The 20,282-nt window shown below is 66.5% G+C and carries 20 protein-coding genes; 5 read left to right on the forward strand and 15 right to left on the reverse strand.

Annotated elements, in window-relative coordinates:
- From A8G08_RS19455 to A8G08_RS19475, 5 genes are all read right to left on the reverse strand, one after another.
- On the reverse strand, positions 1-1,045 hold a 1,045-nt coding region (locus A8G08_RS19455; RefSeq protein WP_068277894.1), incomplete at its 3' end, for a GMC family oxidoreductase N-terminal domain-containing protein.
- Entirely contained in the window at positions 1,038-2,435 is a 1,398-nt protein-coding gene (gene mftF / locus A8G08_RS19460) for a mycofactocin biosynthesis glycosyltransferase MftF (protein WP_068277897.1), read from the reverse strand. The genes mftF and A8G08_RS19455, both read right to left, overlap by 8 nt.
- Before the next feature lie 62 nt (positions 2,436-2,497).
- The gene (gene mftE / locus A8G08_RS19465) at positions 2,498-3,181 is read right to left on the reverse strand and encodes a mycofactocin biosynthesis peptidyl-dipeptidase MftE (RefSeq protein ID WP_068277899.1); all 684 of its coding nucleotides are present in this window, start codon (positions 3,179-3,181) and stop codon (positions 2,498-2,500) included.
- Positions 3,178-5,136 carry a mycofactocin system FadH/OYE family oxidoreductase 2 gene (locus A8G08_RS19470; protein ID WP_068277901.1) on the reverse strand — a complete coding sequence of 653 codons (1,959 nt, stop codon included), beginning with the start codon at positions 5,134-5,136 and terminating at the stop codon, positions 3,178-3,180. Before A8G08_RS19470 ends, mftE begins: the two co-directional genes overlap by 4 nt.
- Positions 5,133-7,100 carry a mycofactocin system FadH/OYE family oxidoreductase 1 gene (locus A8G08_RS19475; protein WP_068277904.1) on the reverse strand — a complete coding sequence of 656 codons (1,968 nt, stop codon included), beginning with the start codon at positions 7,098-7,100 and terminating at the stop codon, positions 5,133-5,135. Before A8G08_RS19475 ends, A8G08_RS19470 begins: the two co-directional genes overlap by 4 nt.
- 131 nt (positions 7,101-7,231) lie before the next feature.
- On the opposite strand from A8G08_RS19475, the gene mftR reads away from it, so the two are divergent.
- The 3 genes from mftR (at position 7,232) to A8G08_RS19490 (ending at position 9,678) form a co-directional block, all read left to right on the forward strand.
- Entirely contained in the window at positions 7,232-7,915 is a 684-nt protein-coding gene (gene mftR / locus A8G08_RS19480) for a mycofactocin system transcriptional regulator (protein WP_084436574.1), read from the forward strand.
- Between the two features lie 101 nt (positions 7,916-8,016).
- Positions 8,017-9,072 (forward strand): ferredoxin--NADP reductase, encoded by a 1,056-nt coding sequence (locus A8G08_RS19485; protein ID WP_068277907.1) that lies wholly within the window; start codon positions 8,017-8,019, stop codon positions 9,070-9,072.
- Positions 9,073-9,228: 156 nt separating this feature from the next.
- Positions 9,229-9,678 (forward strand): nitroreductase/quinone reductase family protein, encoded by a 450-nt coding sequence (locus A8G08_RS19490; protein WP_068277910.1) that lies wholly within the window; start codon positions 9,229-9,231, stop codon positions 9,676-9,678.
- Between the two features lie 6 nt (positions 9,679-9,684).
- On the opposite strand, the gene A8G08_RS19495 is transcribed toward A8G08_RS19490, so the two are convergent.
- From A8G08_RS19495 to A8G08_RS19510, 4 genes are read right to left on the reverse strand one after another with little or no spacing between them, the layout of a single operon-like run.
- Positions 9,685-10,452, reverse strand: a complete 768-nt coding sequence (locus A8G08_RS19495) for a DNA alkylation repair protein (protein ID WP_425394584.1) — start codon at positions 10,450-10,452, stop codon at positions 9,685-9,687.
- The gene (locus A8G08_RS19500) at positions 10,449-11,246 is read right to left on the reverse strand and encodes a glutamate racemase (protein ID WP_068278062.1); all 798 of its coding nucleotides are present in this window, start codon (positions 11,244-11,246) and stop codon (positions 10,449-10,451) included. The genes A8G08_RS19495 and A8G08_RS19500 overlap by 4 nt, the downstream gene beginning before the upstream one ends.
- Positions 11,247-11,297: 51 nt before the next feature.
- Positions 11,298-12,485 carry an NAD(P)/FAD-dependent oxidoreductase gene (locus A8G08_RS19505; RefSeq protein ID WP_068277913.1) on the reverse strand — a complete coding sequence of 396 codons (1,188 nt, stop codon included), beginning with the start codon at positions 12,483-12,485 and terminating at the stop codon, positions 11,298-11,300.
- A complete protein-coding gene (locus A8G08_RS19510; RefSeq protein ID WP_068278063.1) occupies positions 12,482-13,177 on the reverse strand; it encodes an SDR family NAD(P)-dependent oxidoreductase in 696 nt (231 codons plus the stop codon). The genes A8G08_RS19505 and A8G08_RS19510 overlap by 4 nt, the downstream gene beginning before the upstream one ends.
- Positions 13,178-13,387: 210 nt before the next feature.
- Between A8G08_RS19510 and A8G08_RS19515 the strand changes: the two genes are divergently transcribed.
- Both A8G08_RS19515 and A8G08_RS19520 read left to right on the forward strand, forming a co-directional pair.
- Positions 13,388-13,753: an SPW repeat protein gene (locus A8G08_RS19515; RefSeq protein ID WP_068277916.1), complete on the forward strand. Its 366-nt coding sequence runs from the start codon at positions 13,388-13,390 to the stop codon at positions 13,751-13,753.
- Positions 13,754-13,764: 11 nt separating this feature from the next.
- Positions 13,765-14,394, forward strand: coding sequence for a TetR/AcrR family transcriptional regulator (locus tag A8G08_RS19520; RefSeq protein WP_068277919.1), 630 nt, complete (start codon positions 13,765-13,767; stop codon positions 14,392-14,394).
- 196 nt (positions 14,395-14,590) lie between these two features.
- On the opposite strand, the gene tuf is transcribed toward A8G08_RS19520, so the two are convergent.
- The 6 genes from tuf to A8G08_RS19550 form a co-directional block, all read right to left on the reverse strand.
- Positions 14,591-15,781: an elongation factor Tu gene (tuf, locus tag A8G08_RS19525; RefSeq protein WP_068277922.1), complete on the reverse strand. Its 1,191-nt coding sequence runs from the start codon at positions 15,779-15,781 to the stop codon at positions 14,591-14,593.
- 108 nt (positions 15,782-15,889) lie between these two features.
- The gene (fusA, locus tag A8G08_RS19530; RefSeq protein WP_068277925.1) at positions 15,890-17,992 is read right to left on the reverse strand and encodes an elongation factor G; all 2,103 of its coding nucleotides are present in this window, start codon (positions 17,990-17,992) and stop codon (positions 15,890-15,892) included.
- A 107-nt stretch (positions 17,993-18,099) separates the two neighbouring features.
- Positions 18,100-18,570 carry a 30S ribosomal protein S7 gene (gene rpsG / locus A8G08_RS19535; RefSeq protein WP_068277928.1) on the reverse strand — a complete coding sequence of 157 codons (471 nt, stop codon included), beginning with the start codon at positions 18,568-18,570 and terminating at the stop codon, positions 18,100-18,102.
- A 1-nt stretch (position 18,571) separates the two neighbouring features.
- On the reverse strand, positions 18,572-18,946 hold the full coding sequence (gene rpsL, locus A8G08_RS19540) for a 30S ribosomal protein S12 (protein ID WP_068277931.1): 375 nt from the start codon (positions 18,944-18,946) through the stop codon (positions 18,572-18,574).
- A gap of 269 nt (positions 18,947-19,215) precedes the next feature.
- Entirely contained in the window at positions 19,216-19,755 is a 540-nt protein-coding gene (locus A8G08_RS19545; protein ID WP_068277934.1) for a DUF3558 domain-containing protein, read from the reverse strand.
- A complete protein-coding gene (locus tag A8G08_RS19550) occupies positions 19,755-20,279 on the reverse strand; it encodes a DUF3558 domain-containing protein (RefSeq protein WP_157108674.1) in 525 nt (174 codons plus the stop codon). The genes A8G08_RS19545 and A8G08_RS19550 overlap by 1 nt, the downstream gene beginning before the upstream one ends.
- Positions 20,280-20,282: the final 3 nt, after the last annotated feature.

Here is a 20,282-nt window from a genome sequence, read left to right on the forward strand (position 1 = left end):
ACTCTGGGGCCATGAGCGCGAGGCCCAGTACGCGCCTGGACTCGACGGCGTGGTCGGCAAAGTGGTCGAATGATCTTGTGTAAGGACGTAATTCGACGGTGCTGTCGTTGAGCATCGCCTGCAGGATCGGACCGTCACCATCGCGCAGGCCCGCACGCAACCAGTAGGGCAGACCGATCTCGGCATGGTCGGCCATACGCGCGCCCACTCCCGCGAGCGGCGCGACGACCTCGATACCGTGCTCGCGCAGCTGAGCCGGCGGCCCGATCCCCGAACACAACAGCAGTTGCGCCGATTCGATCGCGCCGGCACACAGCACCACCTGATCGGCGGCGATGAGCTCCTCGACTCCGTCACGCACCGCGCGCACGCCGATCGCCGTGGTGCCATCGAACTCGACGCCGAGCACCCGTGTCGCTCCGAGCACGCGCAGGTTGTCGTGGTTTGCCACCGACCCGAAATACACTGCAGCAGTGTTGATTCGGTTGCCGTTATCAACATTGAGCGGGATGGGACCCACCCCGTGTGCGTGCGGTGCGTTGTGATCGGCACAGTAGTCGTGGCCGGCATCGAGGCACGCCTGGGTGAACGCGGCGCACGTCACCGACAGCAGATCCGGCGCCTGCCTGCGCACGGGGACCGGACCGGACCGGCCGTGGAAGTCATCACCGAAGTCGTGATCGGTCTCGCAGCGCCGGAAGTACGGCAACACCTCATCGAAGGACCAGCCCGCGGGCCAGCTCGCGAAGTCATCGGGCGTGCCGCGCACGAAGTAGGCACCGTTGACCGCGCTCGATCCCCCGAGCACTCGCCCGCGCGGCACATCACCGGTTATGCCGAATCCGACATCAACCGGGAAATGCCGGACCCATCGGGAATCGGGTCCGATCGGCAGCGTGGCGGGATCGAGCAACTCGGCCGGAACAGCGGAGTGCGGCCAGGCCGGTCCCGCCTCGAGGAGCGTCACCGTCGCACCGAGTGCCGACAGTCGTGCGGCGAGCACACTTCCGCTGCTGCCCGCGCCGACGATCAGGAAGTCAGCCACCGAATGTTGGTTTGAGCGCCTCTACGCTCCGCGCGCGGACGGCGCCGCGCCACAACCCTGCGCCGTAAGCAATGTCATCGAGCCGCTTGTAGGCGACGTAGCGGACCGGATCGAGACCGCCGGATTCCTTGTGCTTCCACCAGTCTGCGAGACCCTCACCGATCGCGAGCGCGATGGTGATCTGCCGGATCCGGCTCGAGAAAATCATCGCCAGTAGCGTCACTGGCCAGTAGTGCCGACACGCGGCGGAGGCGAGTTGCCACAGCCCGGCCCAGAACCCCTTCGCCGCATAGATGGCAGCGACCCGGGTCGGTTGGTCGAGTTCGACGAACGTGCGGCGAAGGCGCAGCACCGTCGTGCCCATCGCGACGAGCGCACCGAAGATGCCCCATTTGGTCAGCGTCGCGAGCAGGGCAGCGGCGGCGAAGGTCCACGGCGAGACGTTCAGTGGAGCTACCGCGCTCGCGTGCCGCTCTCCAAGCGGCGCGGCGCCGGTGCCATAGAACATCTTCCGGCTGAACCATTGCATGAACGTGACGCGGTGATCGTGCGCAACCTGCGCGGCCGGCTCGTATCGCAACCGCCAGCCGGCCTCCTCGAGGCGCCAGCACAGGTCGACGTCCTCGGCCACGTGCATGGTCTCGTCGAAGCCGCCCTCATCGAGGAGCACCCGGCGGCGAGCCAGCATCGCGGCGCTCGGCACGTAGGACACCGCACTGCGCGCCCGGATCTGTGCCTCGCGCGGACCGAGGTCCAGCGATGACCGGCTGTGCTCGTAGCGGGCGAGGTCGTTCGATTCGATGTCCAGTGCGACGATCCGCGGCGCAACGAGCGCCACGGACGGATCGCTGAAATGGCCGAGCATCACCTCCAGCCAGCCTGCCCGGGGAACGACGTCGGAATCCAGGAACGCGACGAATTCAGTTGTCGCTGCTCGCATTCCGGCATTCCGTGCCGCGGCGGGTCCGCGGGCGACGTCGTGCCGGAGCACGGTGACCCGGGAACCACAGGTGGAGAAGGTCGAGCTATCGATCGGGGCGTCGGAGCCGTCGTCGACGATGATTACGGGGTGCCCGCGGACAGCGCTGAGCAGTCGCTCGAGTCCGTCCCGGTTGTTGCGCGCCGGCACGACCACGGTGACGTCTTCCACGGCCGGCATCAAACGAGGGCGGGGGTTCCCGACGCCCGAGTCGAGCAGCCGACGAGCTACCTGAGCGGTCTGCTGATCACTGACCTCGAGGAACCCATCCCCGATCATTGCCGCGGCCGCCGGCGCCAACTTCAGCATCCTGGTTGGAGAACCGCCGATCAGCACTCGGCCTTCGGAGAACGAGCGCACACGTGGATCGATCCGCACCCCGAACCCGTCGGGAAGTCGGCCGTGACGCATTCAAGCGATGCTATTCGATCCGGGCTCAGTGGGACACGGCAACCCCGCAAAGAATTTGCCGATTACCGCAGCCGCCCGGATTCGTCTGGCTCCCACCTGGCGAAACCGTCGTTCGCGAGCGCGACCATTCGCTCAAAGATTTCTTCACCCTCGGCTGCGGTCGCCCCGGCCGGGTCGCCGAGGACGCCGTTGTCGGTGACCGCGGCCATGCCGCCGGCACGAAGTCGGGGCAACAGGGCGGCGATCGGTTCGGTGTTGCCGGCCTCGGCCAGATCGATGCGCACAGACTCGGGGTCGAGGTACAACATCAGTGCCGTCTCGGTGCGGCCGGCGTGGGCGTCAGCGCCAGGCACAGCGCACGGCAACCAGCTTGCATCGCGGCCCTCGAATCGCAAGAGCCGCACCGCATCCGACACCGCGGACGCGTTCCCACCGTGCCCGTTCACGAAGCAGATCCGGCTCGCCCACCGACAGCCAGAGCGGCCCATTTCGACCAGGACCGAGCGCAGCGCCTCAGTGCCGATCGACACCGTTCCCGCGAAACCCTCGTGCTCCCCGCTGGCACCGAATGCCACCGGCGGTGCGACGACGCCCGGCAACCGGTCGGCGATCGCGGCCGCGATCGCGGTGTCGGTCGACAGTGGCAGATGCGGCCCGTGTTGCTCGACCGAGCCGACCGGGACCACGAGCGTCGCGTCCGAGTCAGCCAACTCCGGCCACCGGTGTCCAGCCAACCGATCCGTCATAGCGATACCCCCACTCGATAGCCCTCGCGCACCGCGGCGTCGATGCGCCGCGGCGCGAAAGCGTCTCCGATACAGAACAGCTCGAAGACATTGCCTGCCAGCACTTTCCGAAGTTCGTCTATCGGCTCCTGATGCACGGCGCACACGACGAGGTCGAAAGACTCGGCGCTCGTGTATCCGGTCGGATGATGCATGAGGTCGATCACGACGCGGCCGCCTTCGGCGCGCGCGCCCATCGGAACGACGTCGGTGCGGGTAGCAATCCGCTTCGCCGACGCCCGCTGCAGCCACCCGGGCAGGTCCAGGGTGAGTCCGAGATCCTGACCCACCACGAGCGCATTGGTCGCGAGGGTCACCGCGCATCCCTGGTCCGCCAGCAACTCGGCGACGGAAGTGCCCTGATGAAACCCGAGTTCGTCGTAGACGAGGACGCGCCCGCCCCCCGCGCCGGATCCGCCGGAGAGCACGTCGCGCACGTCCACGACGGCGGGGATGTCGCCCGCCCAGTCCGGGCGCCTTGACCGAGCACCGGTCGCCACCACAACTGCGTCCGGATCGGCACCCGCGACGAGCGCCTCATCGGCGGTGGTGCCGAACACGAACTCGACTCCCGCGATTAGGCATCGTTGGTTCAGATCGTCTGTTACAGAGCTCAATTCGCTGCGATACGGCGCCCCCGCGGCGAGCGTGATCTGTCCGCCAACGGTCGCTTCTCGCTCGAACACCGTCACGCGATGTCCGCGTTCTGCCGCAGTGGCCGCTGCCTGCAGCCCTGCCGGTCCCGCGCCGATCACGACGACTCGCTTGCCGCCTGAGCGGACGGTCGGCGCCGGGAGTGCCTCGACTCCGGTGCGAGCATTCACGACGCAGCCGAGGGCCTGGTTGAGCCCGACCCGGCCGATGCAGTCCTGGTTGCACGCCAGGCAGGTACGCACCGGACCGCGCCCGGCACGGGCCGTGGTGGCGAACTCGGGATCGGCGATCTGACCACGCACGACGCCGACCAGGTCGCAGACCCCGTCGGCCAGTGCGCGCTCGGCCTGGTCCGGATGGCCGAACCGGCCGACCCCAATGACCGGTAGTTCCACTGCCCGCCGGATCGCGGCGGGGATGTAGTTCGCGTACCCGCGCGGCGTCGACATCGACGCCTCGATGGTGTGCAGCGACGCGGTTGCGACACCGATCGCGGTATTGATGTAGTCGACCGCACCGGTTGCGGCTACCACCTTCGCCGTTGCGACCGCGTCATCGAGTTCCGTTCCGCCCTCGATCTTTTCGTCGCCGCACAGCCGCACCCCGAGAATGGCATCGGGGCCCATCGCGGTGCGCACCGCCGCGATCACATCGAGCAGCAGACGCGTCCGGTTCTCGATACTTCCGCCGTAGCGATCCCCACGATGATTCGTCGCCGGGGAAAGGAACGCGCGCAGGATCGACGATTGGGAGCACTGCAACTCGACGCCGTCGAAGCCGCCCTCGCGGCAGTTCGCCGCGACACGAGCGAAGCCGTCGATCACCTCGTCGATCTCGTGGTCACCGATCTGCTTGGGCACCTCACGGAACATCGGGTCCGCGATCGGACTCGGCGCCCACAGGGGCAGGCGCGAGTACATGCCGGTGCCCTGGCCGCCGTTGTGATTGAGCTGCGCGAGGATCGTGGCGCCGTGGCGATGCACGGCGTCGGTGATCGCACGATAGCCCTGGATCACGCTCCGGTCGTACCCGCGGATCAGTTTCTCGTATGGCCGGTCGGTGGGGTGGGTGGTGTGTTCCTCGGTAATGATCAGGCCCGCACCACCTTTCGCGCGCGCCTCGTAGTAGGCGGCGTGCTGCACGGTGGGCAGTCCGTTCGTCGCATAGTTGGTCAGATGCGCGCAGAATACGATGCGGTTGGCCAGCGTGTGCGTGCCTACTCGGATCGGGGAGAGCAGACGCGGGTAGGGCTCGGGGGTCATGCGGGCCGCCCCGTCGATGAAGCGACGACGGCGAGCGCGGCGGCCCGGCCTTCCCGGATTGCTTCGGCGATGGTGCGCGGCGCGAGGCAATCCCCTACCCGTGCCGCCTCGGGGTGGGTGCGCCACAACTCGTCCTCGGGCAGTCGGTAGCCACAGTCGACCACCGTTGCGCACTCGACGGTGCGGCGGATTCCGGTGTTGACGTCCTCGAGAACCGCGCCGTCCGAGCCAACCTGGCGGATAACGACGCCGAGATACCTTGTGACACCGGCCCTTATGAGCCGATGGTTGGCATCGACGAGATCTCCGGACATCGCCAGCTGACTTCCCACCAGCCGGTCACCGGTGGCGAGCGCAACCTGGCATCCGCGCGCGACGAGCAATTCGGCAAGCGCGACGGCGATCGGACCGCCGATCGGATCGTCGAGCAGGATCGGGCCGTCGGGAAGGTGCGCGCCGGCGAGCACCATCGGCGCGGTCAGGAGCCTGACCGGCCGGTCCACCCGGTAGCCCGGCGTAGCAGCGCGACTGCCGGTCGCGACGACCACCGCGGTCCCGACGTTGCTAGCAATCGCGAGATCCACTGCGGCAACCTCGGTTCCGATCTCGAAGCGGACGCCGTGCGCATGGCATTCGTCGGCGAGCCACTCGGTGAGCCGGGCCAGACGCTCGCGTCCCTCCCCCACGGCGGCCGTCGTAGTCATGCCGCCGAGTCGGCCATCACGCTCGCGCACAATGACCGTCAGGCCCTTGGCAGCCATCACCCTTGCCGCCTCCAAACCGGCCGGGCCGGCACCCACCACAAGCGCAGAGCCGGATACCGATGAGGCGGGTTCCGTTTCGATGCGATCGGCTTCGTGGCGCGCCTCGGGGTTCCCGATGCAACCCACCACCGGATTGCGCACATCGCGTACCAGGCAGGCCTGATTGCACAGCACGCACGGGCGAGGGGCACGCCCCGCCCGGGTCTTGCGCACCAGATCCGGGTCGGCGATCTGCGCCCGCGTCATTTCCACCACGTCGGCGACGCCCGCGTCGATCGAATACTGCGCCTCTACCGGGTCGACCATGCTGCCCTGCAGGACGACGGGTACCGCTCCGCCGGCCCGGGCGCGGATCGTTCGGCACAGCTCGGTGTTGAAGCCTGGTGAGACGTGTGCGTCGGGCCGGTATGCCGAGGAACGCATCGGACCACCCCGCACCACGGTCAGCAGATCGATCGAATCCCTCAGTGCAACAGCATCTTCGGCACCACCTTCGGGCGTGATGCCCGCCCATGGCGCGAGTTCGTCACAGCACATCCGCAGTGCGAGAACAGAATCCGTTCCGATACGGGCGCGGACGGCGGCGATCACCTCACGGGTGAACCGCAACCGATCGGCACCGTACGCGTCGGTCCGGCGGTTGGTCAGCCCCGACCGGAACTGACGGAGCAGTCCTGTCGCGCCAGCATCGAGTTCGACTCCGTCGGCCCCGGCGCGCACCGCGAGTTCCGCCGCATCGGCGAAGCCCGCAATCACCGCAGCAATATCACCGTCGTCCATCTCGCGCGGCAACTCGCGCGAAGCCGGGTCCGGCACGCGGGAGGGTGCCAACAGGACGCCGCGCGAGTACGCGGTCGAACCCTGCGAGCCGGTGTGGGTCAGCCCGGCAAGGAGGAGGGCGCCGTGGGCCTGGCAAGCGGTCGCGGCGGCACGCCAGCCCTCGACGCATTCGGTGGCGAGCGGCGCGCGCTCGTAGGGCCAGTCATCGTGGTGCACGGACGCGTACTCGGTCACGACGATCCCTGCTCCCCCGCGCGCACGGCGTTCGTAATAGGCGACGGACTCCGGTGAGAGTGCACGGCCCGTGCACAGATTGGTCTCGTGCGGGCCGAACATCACTCGGGACCCTGCGATCCGGCCGGCGAGTCGGAACGGCTCGGTCAACGACAGCCGGTTCAACTCCGATTCGACGCCGCTCATGGGCACGATTGCCCGCGTGCGGCATGACCGGACATCGACATCTCCTTGCGCTGTGAGCTGGCTCACCACTTTAATGGCATCGAGTGCACAAACCAACGGCGGGGCGCCGTGTGGCCTGCGAAGATGGCGATATGACCGACAGCGCGAGAACGGTGGGACGAACCGAGGTGACCGATCATCTGCGCCGTCGTTCTGTGGGCACCAGCGGGCGGGGCCCATCGGGCCATATCGGCCGACGCCCGGCGACCACGAAGGACCGGATCAGCGGTATCGGCATCGAGCTGTTCACCACGCGCGGCTTCGAGGAAACCAGCATCGATGAGGTCGCCGAGGCTGCCGGCATCGCGCGCCGGACCTTCTTCCGGTATTTCCCGTCGAAGAACGCCCTTCCCTGGGGCGACTTCGATGTGCACCTGGCCGAGATGCGCCGCCAGCTGGCCGAAATCCCCGCGGACACACCGCTTGCCGACGCGCTGACCCGCGCATTACTCGACTTCAACGACGTCCCGCCCGACCAGGTCGCACTGCACCGAGCCCGCATGTCGTTGATCCTCACCGTGCCGTCACTGCAGGCGTACTCGATGGTCATGTACGAGGGCTGGCGTGGTGTCATCGCCGACTACGTTGCGGTTCGCACCGGCGGCGCCCCTACCGATCACGTCCCGCGCACGATCGGCTGGCTCATGCTTGGCGTCGCGGTTTCGGCGTACGAACAATGGCTGCGTGACGACGACGCATCCCTGTCCGAACTGCTCGGAATTGGGGCACGCAGTCTTCACGAGGGCCTGGCCGGACTCGCCCCCGAGAGCCGCTGACCAGGCACGATCGTTCCGCTTGTCACCGGATGGCTCGGTCAGTACCATCTAACTAGAACACGTTCTAGTTTTGCCCTCGGGATTGGGAGGATTTTGCCGCGATGACCACCGTTGACGCGCCGCACGGCTCCCGCTCGGTCATCGTGACCGTCGCGGATGTCATCGCCGAGACCTCCGACGCCAAGTCAGTGGTGTTCGACATCCCCGACGAGCATCGCGCTCGGTTCGCCTACAAGCCGGGCCAGTTCCTCACGCTGCGCATTCCGAGTGATCGCACCGGGTCTGTCGCGCGCTGCTACTCGCTGGCGTCCTCCCCGCATATCGACGAGCTGCCCAAGGTGACGATCAAGCGCACCAAGGACGGCTACGGCTCCAACTGGGTCTGCGACAACCTGCTGCCGGGTGACCAAATCGAGGTGCTGCCGCCGTCGGGCACGTTCACCCCGAAGGATCTCGACGTCGATTTCCTTCTCTTCGGCGCCGGCTCGGGCATCACGCCGGTCATGTCGATCCTCAAGTCCGCGCTCGAGCAGGGCCGCGGCAAGGTCGTACTGGTCTACGCCAACCGCGACCAGGACTCCGTCATCTTCGCCGGCGAACTCCGCGAACTTGCTCGCGAGTACCCCGACAGGCTCACCATCGTGCACTGGATCGAAACGGTGCAGGGTCTGCCGACCGCGACCCAGCTCGCCACTCTCGCAGCGCCGTTCACCGAGTACAACGCGTTCATGTGCGGGCCCGGTCCGTTCATGGACGCGGTGCACGATGCGCTCGCCAAGCTCGAAATGCCGCGTACCCGCGTGCACGCCGAGGTGTTCAACTCGCTGGCCGGTGACCCGTTCGCCGATTCCGCGCCGATCGAGATCACCGCTGAGGACGAGGCAGACGCCGCGACCGTCGAGGTGGCGCTGGATGGTGAAACGCACACGCTGAAGTGGCCGCGCCGGCAGACGTTGGTCGACATCATGCTGGCCAAGGGCCTCGATGTGCCCTACTCCTGCAACGAAGGTGAGTGCGGCTCCTGCGCCTGCACCATCCTCGAGGGGAAGGTCGACATGGAGAACGACGAGATCCTCGACCCCGCCGATATCGCGGACGGGATCATCCTCGGCTGCCAGGCCCGCCCGACGAGCGACAGTCTGAAGATCGAGTTCTAACACGCCGGCGCAACGGGTGCACCCACTCTCGAACGCGGGGTGCGCACCCGCTCAAACACAATTTGCTCTCGTTTGACCTGGCTCCTGAGTGCAAAACTTGTTCGTGGGTGCGAAACTTCGCACCCGGCAGCAAAGTTTGCACACGGGAGGACGCGAATGACGAACCCGGACCGCATTACGCCGCCGCGCTGGCTCAAGCCGATGAACCGCGTCCTGCTATTGGTGCGCCGCGTCGGTGTGATGCGGGAACTGCATGTACTCACCGTTCCCGGTCGCCGCAGCGGCAAGCCCCGGCGTACACCACTGACCGTCGCCACGGTCGGCGGATCCCGCTATGTGGTTGAGGGGTTCCCCGGCGCCGACTGGCCGCGCAACGTCCGTGCCGCCGATGGCCTGGCCGAACTGTCATCGGGTAAGTCGATCGAGCGCGTGCGCCTCGTAGAGGTGGACGCGGCCGAAGCCAAACCAGTGCTGCGCGCCTGGCCCGCACAGGACGGCGACGGGGCAAAGATCATGCTCAACGCCGGAGTCGTCGAGGATGTCACGCCCGATGCGTTCGAGAAGCTCGCCGGCCGCTGCGCCGTATTCCGTGTCGAAACAGCGTGATTGGGTTCAACCGGTAAGGGCCCGGAGCCGCGCCCGCGTCTCGGCGTCGAAATGCTCGGTGGCGTAACTCAATGCGGTGCGGCCCATTTCGTGGGCATGCTGCTCGAGGAAGTCCAGCAGCACCGCCCGATCGACCCGCTTGCCCACCTCGCGCAGCATCCAGCCGACAGCCTTCTGCATCAGGTCGGCGCGGTCGGGTAGGAATCGTTCGGCGAGGACCAGTGTCGTGCTGGCGTCGCCGGCCTTGATGAACGCGAATGTCGCCAGCATCGCAACGCGCCGCTCCCACAACACATCACTGGCCGCTAGTTCATCGAGTAGATCGCGCGGGCGGTCGAGCAACCATGCGCCGAGCACGTATTCGGACGACGAGTCCACCAGATCCCAGTTATTGACCCGTCCCCTGCGCACCGCCGCGAGGTACTGCTCGACGATCCGCTCGCGAGCAACGGGATCGGCGGTCCGTGGCCGCGACACCCGCGCGAACTGGGCATTCAGAATCAACAGGGCAGCGAGCCGATGCTCGTGCACGTCACTGTCGAGGAGTGAATCCACCTCTGCGGGAGGAAGTTCGGTGAACCGCTTGGCTACCGCCCGGGTCGCCGGCACGCGCACACCGATGAAGACATCGCCCTCGCCGTACTCCCCGGGCCCGGTCTTGAAGAAGCGCTGCAGATGGATCGCGTCCGCAGGATCGGAACACTCGGCCAACGCCGCCGTCACCGAAACCGCGGTCTGCGGTTCGCCCGAGCCGGACCGAGACTTCGTCGTCACCGTGCGCCCAGCGCGCGACCGGCCTCGAATGCTGCTGCACCGGGCGGCAATTCGCCTTCCCGGCCGCTCACGATCACTCGAACGGAGCCCGGCGTCGTTCCGGCCGCCCGGCCGAGTTCGTCGATCCGCCGCACCGTCTGCGCGGCGACGGCTTCCGCGCTGTCGAACAGCCGCACGCCGATTGGAAGCGCAGCCGTGATCCCGCCAACCACCAACGGGTAGTGCGTGCAGCCGAGCACAACGCCCTCCACGTCGGACGGGGTCGCCTCGACCGCCGCGGCAATGGCCGTGTCGACCGCGGGTAGGTCCCCTCGGTCGATCGCATCGGCCAGCCCGTGGCAGGCGACCCCGACCACGTCTGCGCCGTTGCCGAAGCGCTCGATCAGCTCCGCCTGATATCGGCTAGCCGTAGTCGCCGCCGTCGCCCACACCGCCACCGAACGGCACACCGCGGCGGCCGGCTTGATCGCGGGGACCGTGCCGACTACCGGCACCTGTGGGCCGAGATCGGCGCGGACATGCTCGAGCGCGGTGACGCTTGCCGTATTGCAGGGCAACACGACAGCGTCTGCGCCGCGCGCGACGGCTGCGCGGGCGGTGTTCACCACCCGCTCGATCACCCACTCCTCCGGCTTGGGGCCCCAGGGCGCGCCGTCCGGGTCGAGCATCAGCAGCAGGTCCAACTCGGGCCGCAGCTTGCGCAGCCATGCCGAAGTCGGCAGCGACCCGAGCCCCGAGTCGATGAGCGCAACGGTTACCCGCGGCTCATCGACGGGCGACTGATCCGGATTCACGACGACAACGGTAGTGCCAGCGATCCGCGGGCACGGATCGGGCACGCGCCTTCAGCCGAGCAACTCCGCGACCGGCACGCCGTTGGCGACCTTCATGCGAGTCTTCATCACCTTGCCCGGCAGGCCGGCACCGACCACAGCGGTCAGCGCACCCTCGCGCGAGTAGTAGGCCAGGAACTTGCGGCCGTCGTCCTCGACGATGTGCACGTCGTCGTCGGCGGCCGGGGTGCCCAGCGCCTGGATCTTGATCTCGTACTGGTCGCTCCAGAAGTAGGGCACCTGCGCCGAAGGCGCGGTGTCCGCACCGAGCATCGCGGCAACGACGACGCGGGCCTGCTCACCGGCGCTGGTCCAGTGCTCTACGCGCTTCTGCCTGCCGGTCTGGTGCTGCCACGCGGCGACGTCGCCGAGCGCCCACACATGCGGCGTGCCGGTGCGACCCTGCTCGTCGGCAAGGACACCGCCACCGGCGGACCGGTCGGCCAGCGCGATGCCGGACTCGGCGAGCCACTCGGTGACGGGGTTCGAGCCGACACCGACGACCACCACGTCGACGTCCAGTTCGCTGCCGTCGCTGAGCTTCGCCGAGCGCACCCGATCGTCGCCGGACAGCGAGTCCAGGCCGACGCCGCAACGCACGTCGACGCCCTCTTCGCGGTGCAGTCGCGCTACCAGTTCGCCGACCTGCTGGCCGAGCACACCGGCAAGCGGGGTGGGCTGGGGTTCCAGCAGGATCACGTCGACGCCGAGCTTGCGGAAGCTCGCCGCCAGCTCGCAGCCGATGAATCCGGCACCGACAACGAGCGCCTTCTGTCCCTCGGCGAGTTCGCCGCGCAGGGTGAGCGCGTCGTCCATGGTGCGCAGTTCGTGGATGCCGGCGAGCTCTGGCAGGCCGGGGATGCGCTTGGGCACGAGGCCGGTCGCGATAACCAGCTCGTCATAGGCGATCTCGCCGCCATCGGCCAGCGCGACCCTCTGGGCCGCGGTGTCGACGTTCGCCGCGCCGACGCCGAGGCGCAGCTCGATCTTGTTCTCCTCGAAGAACTCCGCCGGGCGCAGCGTGGTGTCGTGCGTTTCACCGCGGACGACGTCCTTGGACAACGGCGGGCGGTCGTACGGCAGATGCTTCTCGTTGCCGACCAGGATCACCGTCCCGTCGAACCCACCAAGACGCAGTTCCTCAGCGGTTCGCAGGCCGGCCAAGCCAGCACCTACGACCACGATTGTCTTCTCGCTCATACACCCACTCCTGGGACTGGAACCTGTGCGCCGGTGATCGACACCGCCGCATCACTGAAGAGAAAAGCGATCACATCTGCGACCTCACGAGGCGAGACCCACCGCTTGCGCGATGCGTCGGGATCGGCCTCGCGGTTCCCCGGCGTATCGATCATCGCGGGCACGATCGCGTTCGCCCGGATGCCGGCGGCACGATATTCCACGGCCAGCGCGCTCACCAGCGCCCAGACAGCGGCCTTCGCGGTGACATAACCCGCAGCACCCGCGATCGGCGCGAACGCCGGCTTCGCGGACATCGCCACGATCGATCCGCCACCGGCGGCCGTAAGCAACGGCAACGCCGCCTGCGTTGTCAGGTAGGTCGGCCGCAGGTTGAGCCGAAGCATCGCCTCGAAATCGTCGATCGACGTTTCGTGGACCTTGCCAGCCGTGTCGTATCCGCCGACGAGATTCGCCACCGCGCGCAGTGGTGCGTCCGGTCGCTCACCGGCAACGCCGACGACCTCGGCGACGCTCTCGGGATCGAAGAGGTCGGCCTTGACCAGCTCGAGGCCCGGATGGGCGTCGAGCCGTTCGAGTTCGTGCTCGGCGATCCACGGCACGACGACGCGCCACCCATCCGCGAGCAACTTGGCCGTGACCGCAACCCCGAGCCCACCGGTACCACCGGTGACCAGAGCGCTTCGATCCATGATCACAGTGTCTACCACCCGGGTGTGGTCCATTTCATTGGCGTCGATGCCCGTCGGGCTGCGTCACTGAACCCCGCTCCGGAAACGAGCAGGTAACGACGAAATCCGCAGGTCACGAATGTGAGTCGACTCACAGGATTTCGTTGATCGGGCGGTCAATCAGTGGCATAACGAGGGCGTACATCACCCCCTCCCCGCGGAGATTCGCCCATGAATGTCTACACCTCGAGCCGCGCGCAGGACGTCGCCGCTGTCGTCCTCGGTGCGATCACGGCGCTCACGCCCCTGTGGGTCGACACGAACGATGCGGCCAACTCGTCGCTGATCGTGCTCGGCGTACTCATCGCCGCGTCGGGCCTGGCTCAGATGCTGTCGCCGGACCTCTCGATCGCCGACGTCGTGATGGGCGTGCTCGGATTCCTGCTGTTCCTATCGCCATGGGTGATGGGGTTCACGGAGTATGCGGGCGCAGCGTGGACAGCGTGGATCATCGGCGTGCTCACGATGGTCGTCGCGTTCGCCGCCCTACCCGCAGTTAACGGAATGATGCACGGCAACCCCGTCGCCCATTCCTGACCGATCACCCGATGCGGGGCGCAGCGCCACCGCAGGTCACCCGTCGGCGTAATGCAAAGGTCGACGGTGACGCGCGGGCAACGATTCTCGATGCGGCAGAACGGCTTTTCGCGTCGAGCGGTTTCGACGCGACCTCTACCGCGGCGATCGCCCGCGCCGCCGGCGTGCCCAAAGGGCTTGTCTTCTACTACTTCCCGGCCAAGGAATCGATCCTCACCGTATTGCTGGCCGAACGGGTACCGCGCTACGGCGTCGAAAACATCGAACTGCTCGTCAGCCCGGGCGACCCGGCCGCGAGCCTGATCAATCTCGATACCGCCATCAACCTGCGCGACCATCGCTCGGCCGTGCTGCGGGTGATTCTCTGGCGCGAGGCCGCCACCCATCCGGATGTGCGAAACCAATTGCGGCAGATGCGGACTCAGCTGTTCGAGGCGACCGTGCGGGTGCTGCAAGCCAGCGCCCCCGCGCCCGTGCAGCCGGCCACACTACGGGCGTGTGCGGCGACGTGGGTGTCGGCGATGCTGTCCGTGGCCAGCACCGATCGGCTGCGCGCGATGGACGGACTGACCCGGACGGCCAACGATGAACTCGACCGGGTGGCCCGGGTGGTGGCCGCGGGAATGGTGCAACTGGGGTGAAGGGTTATCCACAGGCTCCGGGCGACCGGCCGTGGTCGTGAACGGAAGATTCGTTGCGTTAGACGGAGTGAACGCTTCCGTTCACTCCGGAAAAGTGGACCACGTTATCCACACCCACAGACAGCAGAACGGCGCCGCCCTTGCGGGCGACGCCGTTCTGTTTGCAGATCGTCAGATCAGCAAGTGAGGAACTAAATCACTTGATGATCTTCGTGACGCGACCGGCGCCGACGGTGCGGCCACCCTCGCGGATCGCGAAGCGGAGGCCATCGTCCATGGCGACCGGCTGGATCAGCTTGACGGACATCTCGGTGTTGTCACCGGGCATGACCATCTCGGTGCCCTCGGGGAGGGTCACGACGCCCGTAACGTCCGTGGTACGGAAGTAGAACTGCGGGCGGTAGTTGTTGAAGAACGGGGTGTGGCGGCCGCCCTCGTCCTTGGACAGAATGTACGCCTGGCCCTCGAACTCGGTGTGCGGGGTGGTGGTGCCGGGCTTGACCACAACCTGGCCACGCTCGACGTCCTCACGCTTGATGCCACGCACGAGCAGACCGACGTTGTCACCAGCCTGGCCGTTGTCGAGCAGCTTGCGGAACATCTCGATACCCGTGACCGTGGTCTTGGTCGAGGTCGGGCGGATGCCGACGATCTCAACTTCCTCGTTCACGTTGACGACGCCGCGCTCGATACGACCGGTGACGACGGTGCCACGACCGGTGATCGTGAAGACATCCTCAACCGGCATCAGGAACGGCTTGTCGGTTTCGCGGACCGGGTCCGGAATCGACTCGTCGACGGCAGCCATGAGATCCTCGACCGACTTCGCCCACTCCGGGTCGCCCTCGAGCGCCTTCAGCGCCGAGACCTTGATGACCGGCGCGTCCTCGTCGAACTCCTGGGCCGCGAGCAGCTCACGGACCTCCATCTCGACGAGCTCGATGATTTCGTCATCGTCGACCATGTCGGCCTTGTTCAGCGCGACCAGGATGTAGGGCACGCCAACCTGACGGGCGAGCAGCACGTGCTCACGGGTCTGGGGCATCGGGCCATCGGTGGCCGCAACAACCAGGATGGCGCCGTCCATCTGCGCCGCACCGGTGATCATGTTCTTGATGTAGTCAGCGTGACCCGGCGCATCGACGTGCGCGTAGTGGCGCTTGTCGGTCTGGTACTCAACATGCGAGATGTTGATCGTGATACCGCGCGCCTTCTCCTCGGGAGCCTTGTCGATCTGATCGAACGCGAAGCTCTCGTTGAGATCGGGGTACTTGTCCGCCAGCACCTTGGTGATGGCCGCGGTCAGCGTCGTCTTGCCGTGGTCAACGTGACCAATGGTCCCGATGTTGACGTGCGGCTTCGTCCGCTCGAACTTCGCCTTCGCCACTTCTTTGTCCTCCTGGACTTGTTGTACTTGCTGTGTTGCAGCAGTGCGGTTGGTTTGTTACTTGGGGTGTACCAGGGCCAGATCTACTCGGCCAGCGCCGGCAACAGGCTATTCGCCAGTCGCCTTCGCGATGATCTCCTTGGACACGTTGGCCGGAACCTCCGCGTACGAGTCGAACACCATGGAGTAGTTCGCCCGGCCCTGGGTCTTCGACCGCAGGTCACCGATGTATCCGAACATCTCCGACAGCGGAACCAACGCCTTCACGACGCGGGCACCACTGCGCTCCTCCATAGCCTGAATCTGGCCACGGCGGGAGTTCAAGTCGCCGATCACATCACCCATGTAATCCTCAGGGGTGATGACCTCGACAGCCATCAGCGGCTCGAGGATAACCGGCCCGGCCTTGCGGGCGGCTTCCTTCAGAGCCTGAGAACCGGCGATCTTGAAGGCCATTTCCGACGAGTCGACGTCGTGGTACGCGCCGTCGATCAGAGTCACCTTCAGGTTCACCAGCGGGTAGCCCGCCAGCACGCCGTACTGCATGGCGTCCTGGGCGCCGGCATCGACCGACGGGATGTACTCGCGCGGAACGCGGCCACCAGTGACCTTGTTCTCGAACTCGTACTGGGCACCGTCTTCACCGACGAACGGCTCGAGACCGATGATCACCTTCGCGAACTGACCGGAACCACCGGTCTGCTTCTTGTGGGTGAACTCGAGCTTCTCGACCGTCTTGGTGATGGTCTCGCGGTACGCAACCTGCGGCTTACCGACGTTCGCCTCAACCTTGAACTCGCGCCGCATGCGGTCGACGAGGATATCGAGGTGGAGCTCGCCCATGCCGCCGATGACGGTCTGGCCGGTCTCCTCGTCCAGCTTCACCGAGAAGGTCGGATCCTCTTCGGCGAGCTTCTGGATCGCGGTACCGAGCTTCTCCTGGTCGGCCTTGGTCTTCGGCTCGATGGAGACCTGGATAACCGGGTCCGGGAAGGTCATGGACTCGAGCACGATCTGGTTCTGCGGATCGCACAGGGTGTCACCGGTGGTGGTGTCCTTGAGGCCGATGACCGCATAGATGTGGCCCGCGATGGCCTCGGGAACCGGGTTCTCCTTGTTGGAGTGCATCTGGAACAGCTTGCCCAGGCGCTCCTTCTTGCCCTTGGTCGCGTTGATGACCTGGGCGCCGGAGTCGACCTTGCCCGAGTACACGCGCACGTAGGTCAGCTTGCCGAAGAACGGGTGCGTGGCGATCTTGAACGCCAGCGCCGCGAACGGCTCGTCGACCGACGGCTTGCGGGTGAGCACCTCGTCTTCCTTGTCCGGCACGTGGCCCTGCACGGACTCGACGTCCAGCGGGGTCGGCAGGTAGTCGACGACGGCGTCGAGCATGGGCTGAACGCCCTTGTTCTTGAACGCCGAACCGCACAGCACCGGGTAGAGCTCGGAGTTGACGGTCATCTTGCGGATAGCGCCCTTGATCTCCTCGATCGAGAGCTCCTCACCGCCGAAGAACTTCTCGAGCAGCGCCTCGTCCGACTCGGCGACGGTCTCGAGCAGCTCCTGACGGTACTGCTCGGCCCGCTCCTTCAGATCGGCCGGGATCTCGACAACCTCGTACTGCTCACCGAGCTTGGTCTCGCCACGCCACACCTTGGCGTTGTACTCGACCAGGTCGATGATGCCCTCGAAGGTGTCCTCAGCGCCGATCGGCAGCTGGATGACCAGCGGCCGCGCGCCAAGGCGATCCTTGATGGTCTGCACCGTGAAGTAGAAGTCCGCGCCGAGCTTGTCCATCTTGTTGACGAAGCAGATACGCGGCACGTCGTACTTGTCGGCCTGACGCCACACCTGCTCGGACTGCGGCTCAACACCCTCTTTGCCGTCGAACACGGCGACTGCACCATCGAGCACGCGGAGCGAACGCTCGACCTCGACGGTGAAGTCGACGTGACCCGGGGTGTCGATGATGTTGATCTGGTTGTTGTTCCAGTAGCAGGTCGTCGCGGCCGACGTGATCGTGATGCCGCGTTCCTGCTCCTGCGCCATCCAGTCCATCGTGGCAGCGCCATCGTGAACTTCACCGATCTTGTAAGTGATACCGGTGTAGAAGAGGATGCGTTCGGTAGTAGTGGTCTTGCCGGCATCGATGTGCGCCATGATGCCGATATTGCGGACCTTGTTCAGGTCGGTGAGCACGTCCTGTGCCACAGGATTCTTCCCCGCTCGTAGCTTGTAGTTCGAGTTTGTGGGCGCAAGTAACGCGCCTCTTCGTTAGGTGCCGGGACGGTGCGGAAGCGCTCCGCCCCGGCCTGCCGTCACCAGCGGTAGTGCGCGAAGGCCTTGTTGGCGTCGGCCATCTTGTGCGTGTCTTCCCGGCGCTTCACAGCGGCACCAAGGCCGTTGCTCGCGTCGAGCAGCTCGTTGGCGAGACGCTCGATCATCGTCTTCTCACGACGCTGCCGAGCGAAGGTCACCAGCCAGCGCAGCGCCAGGGTGTTGGCGCGGCCCGGACGGACCTCGACGGGCACCTGGTAGGTGGCACCACCGACGCGGCGGGACTTCACCTCGAGGGCCGGCTTGACGTTGTCGAGTGCACGCTTGAGGGTGACGACCGGATCGGTGCCGGTCTTGTCGCGCGCAACCTCGAGCGCGCCGTACACGATGCGCTCGGCGGTGGACTTCTTGCCGTCCAGCAGGATCTTGTTAACCAGCTGACTGACCAGCGGCGACCCGTAAACCGGGTCGTTGATCAGCGGACGCTTGGGTGCGGGGCCCTTGCGTGGCATATCAGCTCTTCTCCTTCTTCGCGCCGTAACGGCTGCGCGCCTGCTTGCGGTTCTTCACACCCTGGGTATCGAGCGAACCGCGGATGATCTTGTAGCGAACACCGGGGAGGTCCTTCACACGACCGCCACGCACAAGCACCATCGAGTGCTCCTGCAGGTTGTGGCCCTCACCGGGGATGTACGCCGTGACCTCGACCGAGCTGGTCAGGCGAACACGAGCCACCTTCCGGAGCGCGGAGTTCGGCTTCTTCGGAGTGGTGGTGTACACACGCGTGCACACGCCGCGCCGCTGCGGGCTCCCCTTGAGGGCCGCGGTCTTGGTCTTGGAGACCTTGTCGCGGCGACCCTTGCGGACCAGCTGCTGGATGGTTGGCATAGACCGGCTTTCTTCGTGTCGTTACGTCTGTCTCTAAATACCGAGCGTCTCGTGCAGGACCTCGCACCGTTGTCCCGTATCCCGGGGTCGGGCGTGTCGGACGCAGCAATAGCCAGCATTTTCGGGCATGACATTCTAAGTCAGCCGCTCTCGCTGGCCTACGCACCGCATTCACACTGCCCGAACGCTCCGGGCACAATGTTCCACAATACCCGCCGCCGCTCTTGTCGGCAAAACGCGCTCGGCTGCACCGGCTCTGTACAGCAGTTTTACCGGCTCAGACTCAGCGTCAGTTCGGCCAGCTTCCGTACTGCTTCGCACGGATCCGGATGCGGTGAGCCCGGCCGGTAGTGCACCCACCATCCGATCACACCCTGATCCGGCGCACCCGCACTTATGCCGCAGGAGTCGCTGTCCCCAGGACGATTCAGGAGGATCGCCTTCCGGCCCTGGATCAGGACGTCCTCGACGCGGTAGCCGAGCTGGGTGTTGGTCTGGCGCTCCACCTCGAGCGAACCGGTCTCGAACCAATTGAAGACGATCTTGATCCGCCCGCTCGGGCCGTTGGCGTCCCACCGGCAGATCGCGCCGAAGAAGGAACGGGAGATCGCATCCGCCCCGACAACCTCCGCGATCTGGTCATCGGAGACGGCGTCGCACTCGGTGAGCAGGTTGCGGAACTCCCCGTGCTCGCCCGACGCACCGACCGGGACGGCCGTGCCCTCGATGGTGCGGGAGCAACCGGTGACGGTGCCGGCGATGGCCACGGTCGCCAGCAGTGCGGCGACCCAGCTGCGCTGCCGCCGCATCACTTGGTCCTCTCGGCGGTCAGGTTGGCCAGGTCGCCGGCGACCGCGCACGGGTCCGCGGTCGCGGGTGTATCGCTGTAACTGACCGACCAGTGGAAGAAGCTGTCGCCGTACTGCACACCGATCTCGCAGAGTTCGTCCGCGATCGAACCGCGAAATCCCTCGTGCCCCGCGATCTCGATCTTCTCCGGCGGCCGCCCGATCAGGCCCGAGCCTGCGGCCTCCCGGCCTATCGGCGACCCGCGGTACCAGCTGAAGCTGACGCTGGGTCCGAGCACATCGCCCGTCTCCCACACGCAGCCCACCGAATCTCGCGTCACGACGGGCAGATCTGGGATCGCGAAGGCGGCCTCGACTTCCTCGTCGGTCACCGAGCCGCACTCGCCGAAAAACGGACCCGGCGCCGAGATCACCGGTCCGGTTGTGGCCGGCCCATCCGAATCGTCTCCGTCGCCATCGCCCCCGCAGCCGGTGAGCAGCAGGCCACACGCGATCACCGCGCCGATCGCCAGCTTGCTTCGCACGCC

It is taken from the genome of Aldersonia kunmingensis (assembly GCF_001646865.1).
Taxonomy (GTDB): Bacteria; Actinomycetota; Actinomycetes; order Mycobacteriales; family Mycobacteriaceae; genus Aldersonia; species Aldersonia kunmingensis.